Source organism: Pseudomonas khavaziana (assembly GCF_036704165.1).
GTDB lineage: Bacteria > Pseudomonadota > Gammaproteobacteria > Pseudomonadales > Pseudomonadaceae > Aquipseudomonas > Aquipseudomonas khavaziana.
Window position 1 is genome coordinate 3,187,213 of the sequence record NZ_CP129946.1, and the last position, 16,895, is coordinate 3,204,107.

Consider the following 16,895-nt stretch of genomic DNA (forward strand, 5'->3'; position numbering starts at 1 on the left):
GTATTCGCACCTAGCAGACGGCGGGCTTGAACCCCTCCGTCTGCTCGCTTCAACCCTGGGAGACCGCTACTTACAACCCTTCAATAAACATCTCTTGAACTTGATCGGCACATTCAAACGCAGCCTCAATTGCTTTTTGATTCGCTCGCGTAATCTCCCCCAGCACGTCGCGTAGCGCATCCAGGCCGTCATCAAGACTACCTGCCTCCATCACACTTCTAAGCGCTTGCACATAGCACTCTTGCCCAGGATACATATCGACACCGGCCCGCTCGGTCTGCCCGAACACGCGGTAAATCAACCGTCCCTGAATCATCGTGTACGCTACCTGTAGTTCCAGGCTGCTCCACAACTCGTCACTGCTTCGGAGCGCAAACACAGTCGCCAGGGTTTGTGCCAGCAGGTATTGCCCCAGCATTTCTGCACGGTCTGAACTCTGATGCTCTTGTAGGCGAGCGCTCACCAGTAAGAATGTGGCGAAGCAGCAGTCAGTCAGTGTCTTAATGAGCTCTCGACCTTGCGGATTGTCCAAGCGCATACGGCTGACGGCGTCGTTGATGACATCGTCGTATATCGCAGACAGAACGTTGTCTAGCAGGCGAGGTAGCTGTGGTTGGCCGCCCCCGCCAACCGAGCGCTGCTGCTGGTTGCCCAACGCCACAACCAGCTCTTTGAGCATGTTGGTCATCACTAGCACTTCGTTCTCTGAAAGCTGATCGAAGTACTGGAAGTCGTAGTCGTTGATGTAGAGATTCTTTGCCTCGCAGCGAATGTTGCGAATCTCGCTGATCGGGAATTGCTCAAGTTTGCGAAGTGTCCCCTTGGCCCACACTGCCTGAGCGGTCACCACCATGAAGTCCTTGGCAGTCTGCAGGAAGGTGTTATCGACGATCAGCAGGATGTCGTATGGCTTGATCTGCCCAGCCGATACCTCGATGACCTTCTCGACCTTGTACACCTTGATCGAGGGTGCCACCTGGATCTGGTGAGACAACCTGTGCCGCTTGGCCACTGCACTGACGATCTGCAGCTGATCTTGCTGATAGCTGCCTTCGAACGCGGGCTTGCGAACAGGCTCGGGCTCAGGTTGCGGCGGCCGAGGATGAATAACAGCTACAGTCGGGGCGCTGACAGGTTCTTCGCGTACAACCGGCGCCTGGCCGGCAGCAGGTTGCCCAACGGGCGTCTCGACTGCTTGCCCCACCGGCTCGGCAGGTTCCTGCAACTGCTCCGCTAACTTCTCCAGCAATTGCAGCAGAGCCTTGGGCTTCATGCTCGAACCGGCCATGCCGAACGCGCAGCCATTACCCAAGATCAGTTCAGAACCTTTCGTGGCCCGACCCTGGGCCGTGGCTTTGAACTCTTCCCACTGCATATGAGTTTTAGCCGAGGTGGTAGTCCAGTCGTTTTTCCAGAACAGGCCATGTGAGGTAAACGCCAGGCCGTTCTTCGCCGAACCGAAAACCGTCGAATCAACGATGGCGAACAGTTTCGCGGAAGAGGGCATGCCATAGGACGCGGCGGCGTTATCGGCCTTCTTGCGTGGAATGTCTGGGGCAACGTAAAGACCTTCGGAATGGAAGTTCTGCAAAACACCAAGTACTTTTTTTTCCATGACTGCTCTCACTGGATCAACTGCGTTCGCATTCGTTGCGCACGGATTTCACTACGCGCCAGAGGGCAGGGCCGCGGGCACGAATTTGATAACTATCAGAGTTCTGAGTTGTGGCTGTATGGTGCTTCCGTCTGCTAGCGGCGCATTGGGTGGCCTGCGATAAGGCCGCCGTACGGGCGGTAGTTCGGCGGTCTCTCTTCTTATCTGCCAAGCTTTAATTCTTTGAATCTGTCACGCACTCGCCACCAGCCGCTCGTATTCAGCGTCCAGGTAGGTATCGACGGCCTTGATGTCGAGCCTCCCGTCCTGGTACCAAGAGTTAAGTTCCTTGAGTGCCAGTGTGCCGAAGCGCGCCCAGGCAATGAGGTTTGAGCGCAACATGAACTGGATCATGTCGCCGCCCGAGCGAATCGCCGCATCCGCGCCATCCACCACGCAAAGGGTGCCGTGTGCCATCAGCAGCATCCGCTGAAGTTCGGAATTAGTGGCCGACGGAATGCACTCAACCCATTCCTTCTCGTGATAGAAGCGCTGCTTCACGACCCACATCATTCGGGTCAACATTTCGCTAAGCATCACCGGAATGGCCATTGCCAGGCCGTGACGCAGGTCGTAGCCCTTTTCGAATACCTGGACGGCGATCGTGGCGAAGGTTTGCCGATGCTGTCCAAACTCGCCGAGGTTGATGAACTGCAGTAGCGAGGAAAACGGAATCGGAATACCCGACCCTCGCGTTTTTGCGCCAGAGGAGCCGGCCACATCCGAGAGCAGGTGCCCCAGCCAATTCATGCAGCCGCAGAACAGCTTAGCCACCAGGTTCGAACCCTTGAGCTCGAACGTATCGGTATCGACACTGATGATTCGGCCGCCATCGACGAAATGTGCGCTACTGGTGAACTGATCCAGTATCGAAAAGAACAATCCGACAAGGTCCGGCGAATGCGCCAGGCTTTTGATGTGGTGGTTGCGCGTGCTCATCTTGAATAGGCCGCCGACATCGCCTCCGTGACGATGGTCGTAGTTGACCTTGTACTTCCTTTCCAGGAAACCAATGGCGCTGGTTACCGGGTCACTGCCTGTGTTAGGGCCTTGCCAGCCGTTCCAGGCAGCGAACCTCTGCACCGCTTTATCGGTCATGTCGTCAGTAAAGTGGGTGAGCGCTCCCCGACCTGGGAGACCGACGAACAGAACGTCCACCAGGCCGCCGATCAGGCCGCAGGTGCCGGCGATCATATAGTCGTATTTGTCGCAGTGGGCGCACTTGTACGAAAACTCATCGCGGATGCGTTTTTCCAGCGCAATACGTTGGCTTGCGCTCATCAGGTCGCGGAATGGATCGTGGCCAAATTCAATCCGCTGTCGCTGGGCATAGGCAGTGACCTGGTCGAGGTAGACATTCCAGTCGCTCTCGCCTTTCATGTCGATGAAGTCGAGGTTTGGCAGCGGTGTGCCGACGCTCACGATGTTTCCTTGTACGGCATAACTGCTCTCGACAAGCAGTGCATCGTCGTCATCCACCTCGAAAATCACATGGTTCCTTTCGACCAGTGTTTCAGCTTCGAGCATCAACAGTTCGAGATGCTGGCGGCTCTGTGCCTGCGTGGCCTGCAAGTTTTGCAGTGCACCATCGACCAGTCCTAAATGGTTTTGCGCGGTGTTCAACTGGTGCTTTTGCACCAGCATCGCCTGGGCCTGTTCGGTCGACGCATCCTTATTGCTCATGAGAACAGGCCGAGCAGCTTGCCCTTGGCCTTGTCTGCCATGTCGGCGGCGCCGCCGACAAGTACATCGCTGACGTTGAAATAACCGACCGCTTCAAAGGCTCGGGCAAGGTTCTCCAGCGCCTTCGGCGACACGCCTGGTTTGATTGCGAGCTTGAGCGTCTCGAACTGCTGACCGTCCTTCTGCTGGGAGAATGAACGTTCTTCGTAGAACGATCTGATGAAGTCAAACAGCTCTGCCTTAGTAGGCTCCTTGGTGAGCGTCTTGAGCTTGGCGTCGTCAAGGAAACGAGCGCAGCGCAGTTTGGTCGCGCTGCTCTGGGTCGCTTCGCACTTGTTGGTCAGCACGGTACCGGCGCCGGTCATCTGCCCCATCATGGCGGTAAGGCGCTGAATCATCTGGCCTTGCTCGCCATGCTCGGCAAGGGCCTGGCTCAGCCGATCGGTAATGTGGTTGAGGTCCTGCATCAGCAGCGAGATGGTCGCCTGGGTCTGCTTGATGACCTCGACCAGCATCAGCTCGCGTCGCTTCGAGCGCGTGAGCTCGTCCGCGCCCGTCAGTTTGCGCACGCCTGCGTAGGCGCCCACACCGAGCAGCACGGCGACACCGATCCCCGTGGTCATGCCCGACAGGCCGAGTATGCCGCCCATGCCCAGCGTGGCGAGGCCGGACGTCAGCCCGGCCGCAGACATTCCTACCACCGAACCCGAGAGATACACTGCGGCCAATGGAGTGCCGACAGCCGCGGCCTTCGCCGAAAGCAGCTTCAGCGCGCTGACAATTTGATCATCGGTGACATCGTCCTTCAGCATGCTGTAGTCGTTACGGATGGCCGCGACGGCAAGGTCGATCTCGTCATCGGTGACCTGCAAGAGCGCACGGTTTCTTTGCAGGAAGCCGAAGGTCTCCAGCGAGCCGCCGCCGGTGGAGAAGTACAGGTTGATCAAGTCTTTGGTTAGCGAAATGTGCAGCGGCCTGATCTGCCCCCGTGGGCTATGGCTGTCCAGCTCCGCAAGCAGTGCTTCGAGCGCCGCCGCCTGGTTGAAACCGGTCATGTAGGCGCGCACAGTGAAGCGCGACTCAGGTTCCAGGTCCAGCCGCGTCATCAACAGCAGGATCTCCGCGAACTCTTTCTCATCGATGACCGAGTCGTTGTCGTAGGCCATGTTCACGATGACTTTGAGATACGCCACTTTGACCGCTTCTTCCATCTCCTCGAGAGGGATGAGCTGTTTTTCGTCCTGGAACTCGGTAAAGTTTTCGATAACGCCCTGCAGCACGGATGCGAGTGCTGCGTAGTCGCAATCACTCAGGTCCTTGATGACCAGTTGGCTATTGTCCTTGCGCTCGAAGATCAGGGCGTGCTCGAGCTTGTCCATGCTTCCGGTGTGCACCTGGGTGTACTTGGCGCTGCGGATCTCTTCGTAGGGGAAGTGGATCGGGTCGGCGAATCCGGAGCGGTAGATCACCTGCTCGCCAGTGAACAACAGACCATCCTTGCCGTTACCGAACAGGGTGTTGTCGAACAATGCCACGACGTTTCCTGGCAGCCCGTTGTATGCGAAGGCCTTAAGTGCGTTGTTCAGCTTTTTTTCATCGATCCCCGGAGCAACGGAAACATTCTTGGAAGAGATAGAGCCGAGGTTTTCGCGAAGATAGGCGCTAACACTCATGGAAGGTCCTTTTCTAGGTTAAGCGAGTCGCGATATGCTAACTCGGATGGTGGCGCAATGCCATTTTGACTTTAGGCGATAGCGGCTACACACAAGCAGCCCATGACTGAGCCTTTTGGCGTGCCGAAAGGGCGCGTTTTAGCTTCGAATATTCGCGGTACAACTCGTAGCCCTTTTTGATAACCACCACGAGCCCAATGAAGCCGAATTTGAAGGATGTCCTCATACCTTGTCGGCGCAGCGCGTTCACCGCTGTGCAGCGGCCCGGGACTACGCTTAATTATTGGCGCGCCGAACCATGAAGGCACCGTGTTTTACGCATTTTGGGCCGATTGCAGCCTAAACGGGAGTCAGCATTGGCGAATTGCCGGATGTCGCGAAGACCGTTTTGGCCATGAACAGCCGGTCGCTAAAATTATTTTGGAGGTGAAAGGTGCTTGCTCGTAAGCGGGAAGTTCCTGCTGAGAGACCGGGGCGCAACTCACGGACTTTTCCGATGGTGGGTACTAATGAACCACGCAAAAGGGGATGATTACGTTGCCACAGCCGACATCAGCAGCTTGCGAATTTCCCCGGTAATTGCACTTTTGGTGCCTTGCTCCAAGATCCCCACTCGGCGCACCGCCAAGTCTCCCGGCAATGGCAGTACACGCAGGCTTGGGTCTTTGTGCCAGTCGAAATTTTTCAGCAGCGGCACAATAGCAACTCCGACTTGCTGGCGTACCAGGTCTGCAATGCCGATGATCGAGTTCAGCTCGAGGATTTCCAGCGGTTCGACCGATTCACTCTTGATGATCGACTGCACCTTGCGGCCCACGGCGGTGGAACGGTCATAGCGAATGAACGGCTGGGTCCTGAGCAGTTCCACAGCGTCATTGATGCCTGCAGTTTGTGCAGTATTGGCGAGCATGACGATGGGCTCGTTGTAGAGTAGGGTCCAGCTCAAGCCGTCGAAGTTCTGCCGCGCGGTCTCGATCAGCAATGCCGCGTCGAGCTTGGCAGCGTGTACCAGGTTGACCACTTCGTCGGAGCGGGCGGTCATCAGGTTGACCGATATGCGCGGGTGCAGCTTTTTCAGTTGCACCAGGCAATTGGCGAGCAGGCCCATGCCGGAGGTAATGCCGCCGATGGACACTTCACCTTCCATGGCCATGCCATCGGGCGCCTCTGCAATCATTTGCTCGTAGTCCGCCAACAGGCGCTTGGCCTTGGGCAGCAACAACACGCCATCGCGGCTCAGCTTGATCTGCCGCTGGCTACGGTCGAACAGCGGTCGGCGCATCTCTTCTTCGAGGGCGCGCATTTGCTGGCCGACGGCGGCGTTGGTGAGGGCCACACGGTCGGCGGCGGCGGCAAAACTGCCGTACTCGGCGACGGCGATAAACGTCTTGAAGAAACGAATGTTGCTCATGGGTAGGCCGCGCTCATGGGTACGCCGGCATAGTAAAGCTTTTGTTTACTCTGGTTAAAGTTAAATTAGTTTTTCTTTTTATAGTGCTCGACCAATACTCAAGTCCGAACTGACTCGGCGAACTTTCCAAATGAGCAATCCAGATATCAGCCCTGAAAACGCAGCATTACGTGCGGCAAAAAACGTGTATCACCTCGGCGCCACCACCGTGTACTCCCACTATGAGGACAGCCGGTTTGCCTACACCCTTTACGTGCCTGAAAGCATCGAGGACCGCACCCGTCCGGTAGACCTGGTGGTTTCGCTGCACGGCTCGACCCGTGCGATGGAGATTTATCGCAATGGTTTCGCGGAATTTGGCCGCTGGAACGATTGTGTGATCCTGTCGCCGCTGTTCCCGGTCGGCGTGTTGGGCGACGGCAATGGTGATGGCTACAAGCAGATGGTCGAAGGCGATATCCGTTACGACCAAGTGTTGCTCGACATGATCGCCAGCGTTGGCAAGCGCTACGGCCGCAGCTTCGATACCTTTGCACTGTTCGGCTATTCCGGTGGTGGGCAATTCACCCATCGCTTCTGCTACCTGCACCCCGAAAAACTCTGGGCGGCGTCCATCGGCGCACCGGGTTCGGTGACCCTGCTCGATGCCGATCAGGACTGGTGGGTCGGCGTGCGGGACTTTGCCACACGCTTTGGCAAACCGTTGAACCTGCCAGCTTTGCGGCGATTGCCCGTGCATATGGTGGTGGGGGATTCAGACCTCGAAACCTGGGAAATTACCCACCGTGAAGGCGGCAAGCACTTCATGGCCGGTGCCAACGCTGCTGGACGTACGCGACCGGAACGTCTGGCTACCTTGAAGGCCAGCTTCGAGGCCGCCGGTGTGCAGGTGCACTTTGATCTGCTGCCCAACGTCGCGCACCAGGGCATCAAGGTCATGCCGGCGGCCCAGGATTTTTTCGCCAAGGTGTTGCGCCACAAGCGCAGCCTGGGCTGATTCACCGCTGCACGCTGCACTCAGAACAGGCCGTATAACAATAACCAAGGATTCACTCATTCTGATGCCGGTCCTGCCTTGGCCCACGCCAACGACCGGAACATTTCTTCAAGGAGTCTTTCTCCCGTGAACAATTACGTAAAGACGGCACTGGCCGTCGCGCTATCGGCGTGCACGTTTTCCATGGCCGTCGCCCAAGACAAGGTCATCAGCGTTGGCCTCAACGGTGATATCCGCAGCACCGACCCGGGCGTCAACCGTGATGACAATACCGATGCGGTAATGATGCATATCGTCGAAGGCCTTGTGGCGTACCGCGAAAACACCAGCGTCGCGCCGATGCTCGCCAGTGCGGTCGCCGTGTCGCCGGATGGCCTGCGCTACACCTTTACCCTGCGCGACGGCGTGCACTTCCAGAATGGCCAGTTGCTGACCGCCAAGGACGTGCAATGGACTTGGCAGCGTTACCTCGACCCCAAGACCCAGTGGCGTTGCCTGGCGGAGTTCGATGGGCGCGGTGCGGCCAAGATCGTCGATGTCGCCGCCCCCGACGCAAACACCGTGGTGTTCACCCTGGACCAGGCCAACGGCTTGTTCCTCGCCGCCATGGCTCGCCCGGATTGTGCCGGCAGCGGCATCCTGCACCCGGACTCCCTGGCTGCCGATGGCAGTTGGCGCGCACCGATTGGCACCGGGCCGTTCACCCTGGGCAAATGGCAGAAGGGCCAGTACGTCGAGCTGGAGCGTTTCAAGGACTACAGCCCACGGGCCGAGGCCACGGCGGACGGCTACACCGGCAACAAGCAGGCGTTTGTCGACAAGGTGCGGTTTGAAGTGATCCCCGATTCCGCCTCGGCCAAGGCCGCGTTGCTGTCGGGTGGCGTGGACCTGCTGCCGGATGTCACGGCGATGGACGCTGCGCAACTCAAGCAGGTAAAGAATCTGCAGGTCCAGGTCAGCCCGATCATGACCATCAGCGGCCTGCTTTTCCAGACCCGCGACCCGTTGCTCAAGGATGTGCGCATCCGCCGTGCGGTGGCGTTATCCCTGGATTACTCGCAGATGGTCGCGGCGTTGTCCGACGGCTTGTCGGTGGTCAACAACTCAATCATTCCCACTGCGAGTCCGTACTACGACAGCACCGCGCACCAGGGTTATAGCTACAACCTTGACGAGGCCCGGCGCCTGTTGAAGGAGGCCGGCTACCGCGGTGAAAAAATCCGCATGCTGGTCAACAAACGCTACCCGCAGATGTTCGACCTGGGTTTGCTCAGCCAGGCCATGGCCCAGGCGACAGGGCTGAATATCGAGATGGAAACCCTGGAGTGGGGTACACAGTTGGAGCGTTACCAGACCGGTAGCTACCAGATGATGTCGTTCTCCTATTCGGGACGTTTCGATGCGGCGCAAAGCTACGAATCGGTGATCGGCGACAAGGACAAGGAACCGCGCAAAGTCTGGGATAACCCCGAGGCCCTGGCGATCCTGCGTGAGGCCCAGCGCGAAGTGGATCCCGCCAAGCGCCGGCCCCTGTTCGACCAACTGCACACGCTGATGCTCAAGGATGTACCGATGGTGGTCATCTACAACGGCACTGCCATCGGCGTCATGGGTAAGCGTGTCGAGGGTTATCGTTCCTGGCCTGTTGCCAAGCCGCGCCTGTGGGGCGTGAAGCTGGCCGACACTTCCAAGTAAGGCGTAGCGCTATGTTTCGATTCATCTCACACAGGCTCGGCATGGCGGTGCCGACCCTGTTGCTGATCTCGGTGATTGTGTTTGCCTTGATCCGCCTGATCCCCGGCGACCCGGCCTTGCTGATGCTCGGCGACATGGCCGACCCGCAAAGCCTGGCCGATATGCGCAGCAGCCTGGGGCTGGACCACTCGGTGCTGACCCAGTACCTGATCTGGATAAAGTCAGTGCTCAGTGGCGACCTCGGGGTGTCCATCAGCAGCCGCCAGCCGGTTTTGGATTTGCTGGTGGAGCGCTTCAGCGTCAGCGCCACGGTGGTGCTGGTGGCGGTGCTGTTGGCAACCCTGCTGGCGGTGCCGGTGGGTCTGCTCGCGGCCTGGAAGCAAAACAGCGCGATGGACCTGGGCCTGGTGGTGACGGCGACGCTGTTGCTGTCGGTGCCGAGCTTCTGGTTGGGCTTGTTGCTGCTCTACGTGTTCGGTATCCAGCTGGGCTGGCTGCCGGTGATCGGCTACGTCGGCTTTGGCAGCGACCCGATGAAAGCGCTGACTTATGTGGTGCTGCCAATCGTGACCCTGACTCTGGTTGAGTTCGGCGCCATCGCCCGAATGGCACGGGCCAGCACCATTGAAGTGTTGCGCCTGGAATATATCGCCCATGCCCGGGCCAAGGGCTTGTCGGAGGGCGCGGTGCTGTGGAAACACGCCCTGCGCAATGCCTTCGCACCGACCTGGACCCTGATCGGCCTGATCCTCGGCAACCTGCTCGGCGGCATTGCGGTGCTGGAAACCGTGTTCACCTTGCCCGGTATCGGCCGGCTGATGGTTGACGCGATCTTCTCCCGCGACTACCCGGTGTTGCAGGGCTGTCTGTTGCTGATCACCTGCATCTATGTGTTGGTCAACCTGTTGGTGGATCTGCTGTATCCGCTGTTCGATCCAAGGGTGAAGCTATGAACTTGAAGACGCCTGCCTTGCCCGGCGTAGCGGCGATCCCGCCGCGTCGACGCCGACGCTACCCGCCGCTGAATGCGCTGATTGGCGGCGGCTTGCTCGCAGCCCTGGTGTTGTTGGCCTTGCTCGGCGTGGTGTGGACGCCATACGACCCGCTCAAGCTCGACCTGCTCTCGCGCCTGCACGCACCGAATGCGGTGCACTGGCTGGGCACCGATGAATTTGGCCGGGATGTGTTCAGCCGCTTGATCATCGGTGCGCGCACCAGCCTGTGGATCAGCCTGCTGTCGGTGAGTGTGGCGGTGGTCTGCGGCACGCTGATCGGCATGCTCGCCGGTTACCTGCGCGGCTGGACCGACCGCATCCTGATGATGCTCAACGATGCGCTGCTCGCGTTCCCCGGCATCCTCATGGCCCTGGGCATCATGGCGATTATCGGGGCCAGCCAGTACGGCATCGTGCTCGCCCTGGGCATTGCCTACACGCCTTCGGTGGTGCGGGTGGTGCGCGGCAGTGTGCTGTCATTGCGTGAGCTGGAGTTTATCGAGGCGTCGCGGGTGATCGGCAACTCCGAGCTGTACACCATGTTCCGCCACATCACGCCCAACTGCCTCGCGCCGTTGTGTGTGCTGGCCACCAGCATGTTCGGCTGGGCGTTGCTCTCGGAGAGCGCGCTGAGCTTCCTCGGCCTTGGCGTGCCACCACCGGCCGCGACCTGGGGCAGCATGCTCTCGGCGAGCCGCACCTATATCTCGAACGCGCCGTGGTTGGGGATCTTCCCGGGCATCTTTATCAGCCTGACGTTGCTGGCTATCAATCTGTTCGGCGATGCCTTGCGTGATCGTCTCGACCCGCGCATGAGGAAATGAGCATGAGCGTACCCGTGCCTTTGCTGGCCGTTGAAAATCTACAGATTCGCGTCGGCGTGGACGGTCCGCTGGCCGTCGATGACTTCAGCTTCACCATGGCCCCCGGCGAGATCGTCGCACTGGTGGGCGAGTCGGGCAGCGGCAAGACCATGGCCGCGCGCGCTGCCATTGGCTTGCTGCCAGCACCGATGCAGGTGTGCGGTGGGCGCATCATCTTCCAGGGCCAGGCCCTGGACAGCAGCAATGCCAAGGCCATGCGTGAAGTGCGTGGCGCACGGATCGGCATGGTGTTCCAGGAGCCAATGGTCTCGCTCAACCCCGCGCTGACCATCGGCCGGCAGATGAGCGAGGCACTCAAACTGCATACCACGCTGGATGCGGCGACGATCCGTGAGCGCTGCATCGCCATGCTGCAACGCATCGGCATCAAGGACGCCGAAAAGTGCCTGGCATCCTACCCGCACCAATTCTCCGGTGGCATGCGCCAACGCATCATGCTGGCCTCGGTGATGCTGCTGCGCCCGGCGCTGCTGATTGCCGACGAACCCACCACGGCCCTGGATTGCCTGGCGCAACTGGACGTGATCGAGTTGATGCTGGAACTGACCCGCGAGCAGGGCACCGCGATTCTGTTTATCAGCCACGATCTGTCTTTGGTGGCGCGTTATGCCCACAAAGTCGTGGTGATGCGCTCGGGCAAGGCGATAGAGCAGGGCCGTATCGAAGACATCCTCTTTGCCCCCAAGGCCGAATACACCCGGCAATTGCTCGAAGCGCTGCCACGGCGCGGGGAACTGGTGCCAGTGCCGGCGGCCGACAGCGCGTTGTTGCAGGTCCGGGATGTGTGTATTGAACACCCGGGGCCGCGCAGCTTCTGGGGGCGCAGCTTGCCCAAGCGCGTGGTGCACTCGGTGAGCCTGAGTATCGCGCCGGGCGAGACCCTGGCCCTGGTTGGTGGCAGCGGTTCGGGCAAGACTACCCTAGGGCGTGCGGTCGTCGGCTTGGTCAACCCCTGTGCCGGGGCAATCCTGTTCCAGGGCGTGGATATCCTCAAAGCCGCCAACCGGGCACATCGCTTGCAATGCCAGATGATCTTCCAGGACCCGTATTCGTCCCTCGACCCGCGCATGACTGTCGGCCAGATTCTCGCCGAACCGCTGCGCCACGAACCCGCCCTGACGGCTGCGCAAAAGCGCCAGCGGGTCACCGACACCCTGGTCGACGTGGGCTTGCCCGAACAGTTTCGCGAGCGTTTTGCCCATCAACTCTCCGGTGGTCAGCGCCAGCGCGTGGCGATTGGCCGGGCGTTGGTGCGCCGGCCCAAGCTGGTGATTGCCGACGAGCCGATTTCGGCACTGGACATGACCATCCAGAAGCAGATCCTCGAACTGTTCGAGCGCTTGCAACGCCAATACGGCTTTGCCTGCCTGTTCATTTCCCACGATCTCTCGGCGGTGGAACGCATCGCCCACCGTGTGGCGGTGATGAACCAGGGCGAGGTGGTCGAAATGGGCCCGCGTGACACGATTTTCGACGCCCCACAACACCCTTACACCCGTCGGCTACTCGCCGCGGCCAGCCCCTTGGAGAAACGTGCGGACGGCAGTTACCGCCTCCGTGCCAGCGTGATTTAGGTACTGCTGCACCCCAGGCCACGGCATTAAACCCAGCCCTTCGCTAATCGACGATTTGCGAAGCGGGCGAAGCCATGGCCGAAGAAAACAAAAACAACCCCACTCAACCTGTCTGCCAGGAACCTACACATGAATAACCGCATCAACCGAGTTGTCGCCAGTGCCAGCGTCATGAGCGCCGGTTTCATGCCCTTGTTTGCCCAGGCCGACTTCGTCGCCGACAGCAAAGCGGCGCTGGAGTTGAAGAACTACTACTTCAACCGCGACTACCGCGAGTCCAGCGGGCAGAACAAACGTGCCGAATGGGCGCAGGGTTTTATCCTCAAACTCGAGTCGGGCTTTACCGACGGCACGGTGGGTTTTGGCCTGGACGCGGTGGGTATGTTGGGCATCAAGCTCGATTCGAGCCCGGACAACTCCGGCACCGGGCTGCTGGCACGCTCCAGCATGGCCGAGCCAGGCTCCCCCAGCTACGCCCGCCGCGCCCATGACAACTACTCAAAACTGGGCCTCACCGGCAAGGCGCGCCTGGCCAAAAGCGAGTTGCACGTGGGTTACATGGTGCCTGACCTGCCGACGCTGCAGCCGAACCTGAGCCGCCTGTTCCCACAGAGTTTCAGCGGTACCGCAGTGACCTCCAAGGACATCGACAGGCTGACACTGACCGCCGGCCAACTGGACCAGGTCAAGCAGCGCGACTCAACCCACTACGAGGATATGGGGCTTACCAGCCAGTACGGCGCCTACAAAAGCAGCGCCAAGAGCGATGAGTTCCGCTACGCCGGCGGCGAGTACGCACTCACGCCGACGACCTTTGTGACCTACCAGTTCGCGCAACTGGAAAGCCTGTACCAACAGCATTACCTGGGCTTGAAAAACAGCTTTAAGTTGGGCCCAGGTACGTTCAAGACCGATATCCGCTATTTCAGCGCCAGTGAAGACGCTGCAGGCCTGGCCGGCAAGGTGGATAACCGGGCGTTGAGTACGCGCATCGGCTATGGCCTCTACGGCCACAACCTCAGCGGCGGTTACCAGGAACAGTACGGCTCGACGCCGTTCACCTATGTGGACGGCACCAACACCTACCTGTTCACCGAGTATCAACTGGCCAACTTCTCCCAAACCGGCGAGCGCGTGTGGCATGCCCGCTATGACTATGACTTCGCCTCGCTGGGCATTCCGGGCCTGCTGTTCTCGACGCGTTATGCCAAGGGCGACAACGCCAAGGTCATCGGCTTCAACGGCGAAGGACGCGAGTGGGAGAGGGACTTGAGCCTCGGCTATGTGGTGCAGAGCGGCACGTTCAAGGATGTCTCGCTGCGTTGGCAGAACGCCAGCGCGACGAGCAACTTCGCCCGTGACACCAACGAAAACAGAGTGATCCTGGGCTACACCGTGGCGCTCTGGTAGCGGTAATGGCGTGCAACAGGAACAGCCTGTTGCACGCCCAAGCAGTGGAAAGAGGGGATACATCAGATGACGAGTTTGCCGTTGCGACGGGCACTGCCCAGTCAACAACGCGTATCGGCGCGTGGCGTAAGTGATTTCATCGAAGCGGTGAACGCTGCGGACCTGGAGTTGCACAGCTTCATGCTGTACCGCGATGGCGCGGTGGTAGCCGAAGCGTTTTGGGCGCCTTATTGCGCCGAACGCCTGCATGTCCAGCATTCGGCGACAAAAAGCTGGGTGTCCATGGCCGTCGGGCTATTGGTGGATGACGGCGTGCTGTCGCTGGACGCCAAGGTGGTGGATTTTTTTGCCGCAGATTGCCCGGCATCCATCAGCGCCAACCTGGCGGCCATGACCGTGCGGGATTTGCTGACCATGCGCACCGGCCATCGCCAGGGCATTTCTGGTGGTGCCTGGCGCGGACGCAGTGACAGTTGGGTGCGGTTGTTCCTCAATGAGCCGGTCGAAGACCCGCCAGGGCACCGGTTTATCTATAGCAGTGCGTCGAGCTTCATGCTCTCGGCGATTGTCAGCGTAGTCAGCGGCCAGACGGCGTTCGAGCTGTGCAACGCACGTATCTTCCAACCCATGGGCATGGGCCCCATCGAGTGGGACCTGGCTCCTGGCGGTTTCAACACCGGTGGCAATGGCCTCAGTTGCCGCACCGAAGACTTGCTCAAATTCGGCGTGTTGCACTTGCAACACGGCAATTGGCAGGGGCAGCAATTGCTGTCCCGGGAATGGGTGGCCGAAGCGACCCGTGGGCACGTCGATGATGTATGGATGGGCGCCTTCGATGGCAAGCGCTACCTGAGTCGCGACGAGTCGAGCGGCGCGGCTGTCACGCGCCGCGAAGGCTACGGCTACCAGTGGTGGATGACCCTGCACGGTGGGTATTACGCCTCCGGCGTGTTTGGCCAGCAGTGCATTGTGCTACCGCGCCATAACGCGGTGATTGCGTTTACCGCGGGACTCGCCCTGGGCGAGCGGCGCTTGCACAGCCTGCTCTGGGAGCATCTTTTGCCGGCGCTGGACGTACCCAGCGAAGGCTCGGAGGATGCCGCGCTGGCGGCGCTGCTGGCCCATCAACAACGGCCAGTCATGTCTGGCGCCGCGAGCTCGCCGCGCCAGGCTGAATTCAGCACTACGTTTGCCATGCAGGCCAACGAAGACCAGGTCAGCGAAGTGCGTCTGGAGTTCGGGCCTGAGTATTGTGACTTTTACCTCACCGACCCCCGTGGCACCCATTGCATCCGTGCCGGGTTGAGCGCCGGCATCGAAACCCAGACCAGCATGACCGGCCACTATCTGCATCACCAATACCAGCCGGAACTCACCCCCGTGGTGGCGCAGGCGCGCTGGACCGAAGACCGGGTGTTGAGCATGACTTGGCAGTTTGTCGAGACGGCGTTTTGTGATCGGGTCACCTGCCGTATCGAACACGGCACCTTGTACGTGGACCGCAGCGTCAACGTAAACGCAGGCCCGTTGCAGCGCCCCACGCTGGCCGGCCATCCAACCATCGCTTTGCAGGAGTCGCCATGAACGATTTTTCCAACCCTTCAGTTTCCGCGCGCGGCGCGTTCTGGGCGCCATTTACCCCGATGCGCCAGTTCCAGCAACAACCGATGATGTTCGCCAGCGCCGACGGTATGCACTACACCACCACCGATGGGCGCCGCGTACTCGACGCAATGGCGGGGCTGTGGTGCGTGAACGCCGGGCATGGCCAGCCGAAAATAGTCGAAGCCATTCGCGAAGCGGCGGGGCGCCTGGACTTTGTCTCGTCGTTCAAGATGAGCCATCCCCAGGCCCTGGAAATGGCCGAGCGCCTGATCGACATCAGCCCCGCCGGTATGGAGCAGGTGTTCTTCACCAACTCCGGATCTGAAGCGGTGGATACTGCGTTGAAGATCGCGCGGGCGTATCACCAGGCGCGTGGTGATTGCCGCCGGACCAAATTTATCGGGCGTGCCAAAGGCTACCATGGCATGGGCTTCGGTGGGCTGTCGGTATCCGGTATCGGTCGCCAGAAACGTGACTTTGGCCCGCTGCTGGGGGAGGTCTCGCACCTGCCATTGCCCTATGACGCGGGCATGCGTTTCAGCGTTGGGCAGCCGCAGCAGGGCGCCAGTTACGCTGATGCGCTGACACAACTGCTGGATATCCAGGACCCGAGCACCGTGGCCGCGGTGATTGTCGAGCCGGTGACCGGCTCCGGCGGGGTTTATGCGCCGCCCCAAGGCTATTTGCAATGCTTGCGCGAGATTTGCACACGGCACGGCGTGCTGTTGATTTTCGACGAGGTAATCACCGGTTTTGGCCGCGTCGGCGCGCCCTTTGCCGCGCAAGCCTTCGGCGTGCTGCCAGACCTGATCACCACCGCCAAGGGCCTGACCAACGGCGCCGTGCCCATGGGTGGCGTGCTGGTCAGTGGCGCGGTGTATGAAGCGTTCATGGCCGGGCCGCAGAATGTCATCGAACTGATGCACGGCTACACCTATTCCGCGCACCCACTGGCGTGTGCGGCCGGGTTGGCGACCCTGGAGGTGCATCGTGAATTGGGCATCAACCAGCACGTCAACGCGGTGAGTGGGCTGTGGCAGTCGACCGCACTCGCGCTGCAAGGCATCGGCGCGGTGCTGGACGTACGCGCGATTGGTTTGCTCTGCGCGGTGGAGCTCGAGCCGCGCCCAGGTTTCCCCGGTGCGCGTGGCAGCGAGGTTGCGCAGTGGTGCTTCGACAACGGCGTGCTGGTGCGCGGTTCGGGTGACACCATTGTGATTTCGCCGCCGCTGGTCATCAGCCCGCAGGAGATCGCCCAGGTGTTCGAAACCCTGGCGCGTGCCCTGAAACACGTCGCCTGAAGGGAGTCCAAGG

Annotated in this window: 12 protein-coding genes; 8 read left to right on the forward strand and 4 right to left on the reverse strand. The window is 60.2% G+C overall.

Going from position 1 to position 16,895, the window contains the following annotated elements:
* Positions 1–70: 70 nt before the first annotated feature.
* The 4 genes from QYQ93_RS13990 to QYQ93_RS14005 all read right to left on the reverse strand — a co-directional run bounded on the left by QYQ93_RS13990 (position 71) and on the right by QYQ93_RS14005 (position 6,421).
* Positions 71–1,615, reverse strand: a complete 1,545-nt coding sequence (locus tag QYQ93_RS13990) for a hypothetical protein (RefSeq protein WP_043049436.1) — start codon at positions 1,613–1,615, stop codon at positions 71–73.
* Between the two features lie 231 nt (positions 1,616–1,846).
* Positions 1,847–3,337, reverse strand: coding sequence for a hypothetical protein (locus tag QYQ93_RS13995; RefSeq protein WP_052501143.1), 1,491 nt, complete (start codon positions 3,335–3,337; stop codon positions 1,847–1,849).
* On the reverse strand, positions 3,334–5,010 hold the full coding sequence (locus QYQ93_RS14000) for a hypothetical protein (RefSeq protein WP_043049435.1): 1,677 nt from the start codon (positions 5,008–5,010) through the stop codon (positions 3,334–3,336). The genes QYQ93_RS13995 and QYQ93_RS14000 overlap by 4 nt, the downstream gene beginning before the upstream one ends.
* 532 nt (positions 5,011–5,542) lie before the next feature.
* A complete protein-coding gene (locus QYQ93_RS14005) occupies positions 5,543–6,421 on the reverse strand; it encodes a LysR family transcriptional regulator (protein ID WP_043049434.1) in 879 nt (292 codons plus the stop codon).
* Between the two features lie 130 nt (positions 6,422–6,551).
* Between QYQ93_RS14005 and QYQ93_RS14010 the strand changes: the two genes are divergently transcribed.
* The 8 genes from QYQ93_RS14010 (at position 6,552) to QYQ93_RS14045 (ending at position 16,882) form a co-directional block, all read left to right on the forward strand.
* Positions 6,552–7,418: a hydrolase gene (locus QYQ93_RS14010; protein WP_043049433.1), complete on the forward strand. Its 867-nt coding sequence runs from the start codon at positions 6,552–6,554 to the stop codon at positions 7,416–7,418.
* A gap of 126 nt (positions 7,419–7,544) precedes the next feature.
* Entirely contained in the window at positions 7,545–9,113 is a 1,569-nt protein-coding gene (locus QYQ93_RS14015) for an ABC transporter substrate-binding protein (RefSeq protein WP_043049432.1), read from the forward strand.
* 11 nt (positions 9,114–9,124) lie between these two features.
* The gene (locus QYQ93_RS14020) at positions 9,125–10,066 is read left to right on the forward strand and encodes an ABC transporter permease (RefSeq protein WP_338474806.1); all 942 of its coding nucleotides are present in this window, start codon (positions 9,125–9,127) and stop codon (positions 10,064–10,066) included.
* A complete protein-coding gene (locus tag QYQ93_RS14025) occupies positions 10,063–10,932 on the forward strand; it encodes an ABC transporter permease (RefSeq protein WP_338474807.1) in 870 nt (289 codons plus the stop codon). Before QYQ93_RS14020 ends, QYQ93_RS14025 begins: the two co-directional genes overlap by 4 nt.
* Before the next feature lie 2 nt (positions 10,933–10,934).
* Complete coding sequence (locus QYQ93_RS14030) at positions 10,935–12,566, forward strand: ABC transporter ATP-binding protein (protein WP_338474808.1); 1,632 nt, start codon at positions 10,935–10,937, stop codon at positions 12,564–12,566.
* 129 nt (positions 12,567–12,695) lie between these two features.
* On the forward strand, positions 12,696–13,976 hold the full coding sequence (locus QYQ93_RS14035; RefSeq protein WP_338474809.1) for an OprD family porin: 1,281 nt from the start codon (positions 12,696–12,698) through the stop codon (positions 13,974–13,976).
* 66 nt (positions 13,977–14,042) lie between these two features.
* Positions 14,043–15,560: a serine hydrolase gene (locus tag QYQ93_RS14040; RefSeq protein ID WP_338474810.1), complete on the forward strand. Its 1,518-nt coding sequence runs from the start codon at positions 14,043–14,045 to the stop codon at positions 15,558–15,560.
* Entirely contained in the window at positions 15,557–16,882 is a 1,326-nt protein-coding gene (locus QYQ93_RS14045; protein WP_338474811.1) for an aminotransferase class III-fold pyridoxal phosphate-dependent enzyme, read from the forward strand. Before QYQ93_RS14040 ends, QYQ93_RS14045 begins: the two co-directional genes overlap by 4 nt.
* The last annotated feature ends 13 nt before the right edge of the window (positions 16,883–16,895 follow it).

Coding starts and splice junctions, on each gene's coding strand:
- QYQ93_RS13990 (WP_043049436.1), bottom strand. CDS start 1,615: ATGGAAAAAAAAGTACTTGGTGTTTTGCAGAACTTCCATTCCGAAGGT.
- QYQ93_RS13995 (WP_052501143.1), bottom strand. CDS start 3,337: ATGAGCAATAAGGATGCGTCGACCGAACAGGCCCAGGCGATGCTGGTG.
- QYQ93_RS14000 (WP_043049435.1), bottom strand. CDS start 5,010: ATGAGTGTTAGCGCCTATCTTCGCGAAAACCTCGGCTCTATCTCTTCC.
- QYQ93_RS14005 (WP_043049434.1), bottom strand. CDS start 6,421: ATGAGCAACATTCGTTTCTTCAAGACGTTTATCGCCGTCGCCGAGTAC.
- QYQ93_RS14010 (WP_043049433.1), top strand. CDS start 6,552: ATGAGCAATCCAGATATCAGCCCTGAAAACGCAGCATTACGTGCGGCA.
- QYQ93_RS14020 (WP_338474806.1), top strand. CDS start 9,125: ATGTTTCGATTCATCTCACACAGGCTCGGCATGGCGGTGCCGACCCTG.
- QYQ93_RS14025 (WP_338474807.1), top strand. CDS start 10,063: ATGAACTTGAAGACGCCTGCCTTGCCCGGCGTAGCGGCGATCCCGCCG.
- QYQ93_RS14030 (WP_338474808.1), top strand. CDS start 10,935: ATGAGCGTACCCGTGCCTTTGCTGGCCGTTGAAAATCTACAGATTCGC.
- QYQ93_RS14035 (WP_338474809.1), top strand. CDS start 12,696: ATGAATAACCGCATCAACCGAGTTGTCGCCAGTGCCAGCGTCATGAGC.
- QYQ93_RS14040 (WP_338474810.1), top strand. CDS start 14,043: ATGACGAGTTTGCCGTTGCGACGGGCACTGCCCAGTCAACAACGCGTA.
- QYQ93_RS14045 (WP_338474811.1), top strand. CDS start 15,557: ATGAACGATTTTTCCAACCCTTCAGTTTCCGCGCGCGGCGCGTTCTGG.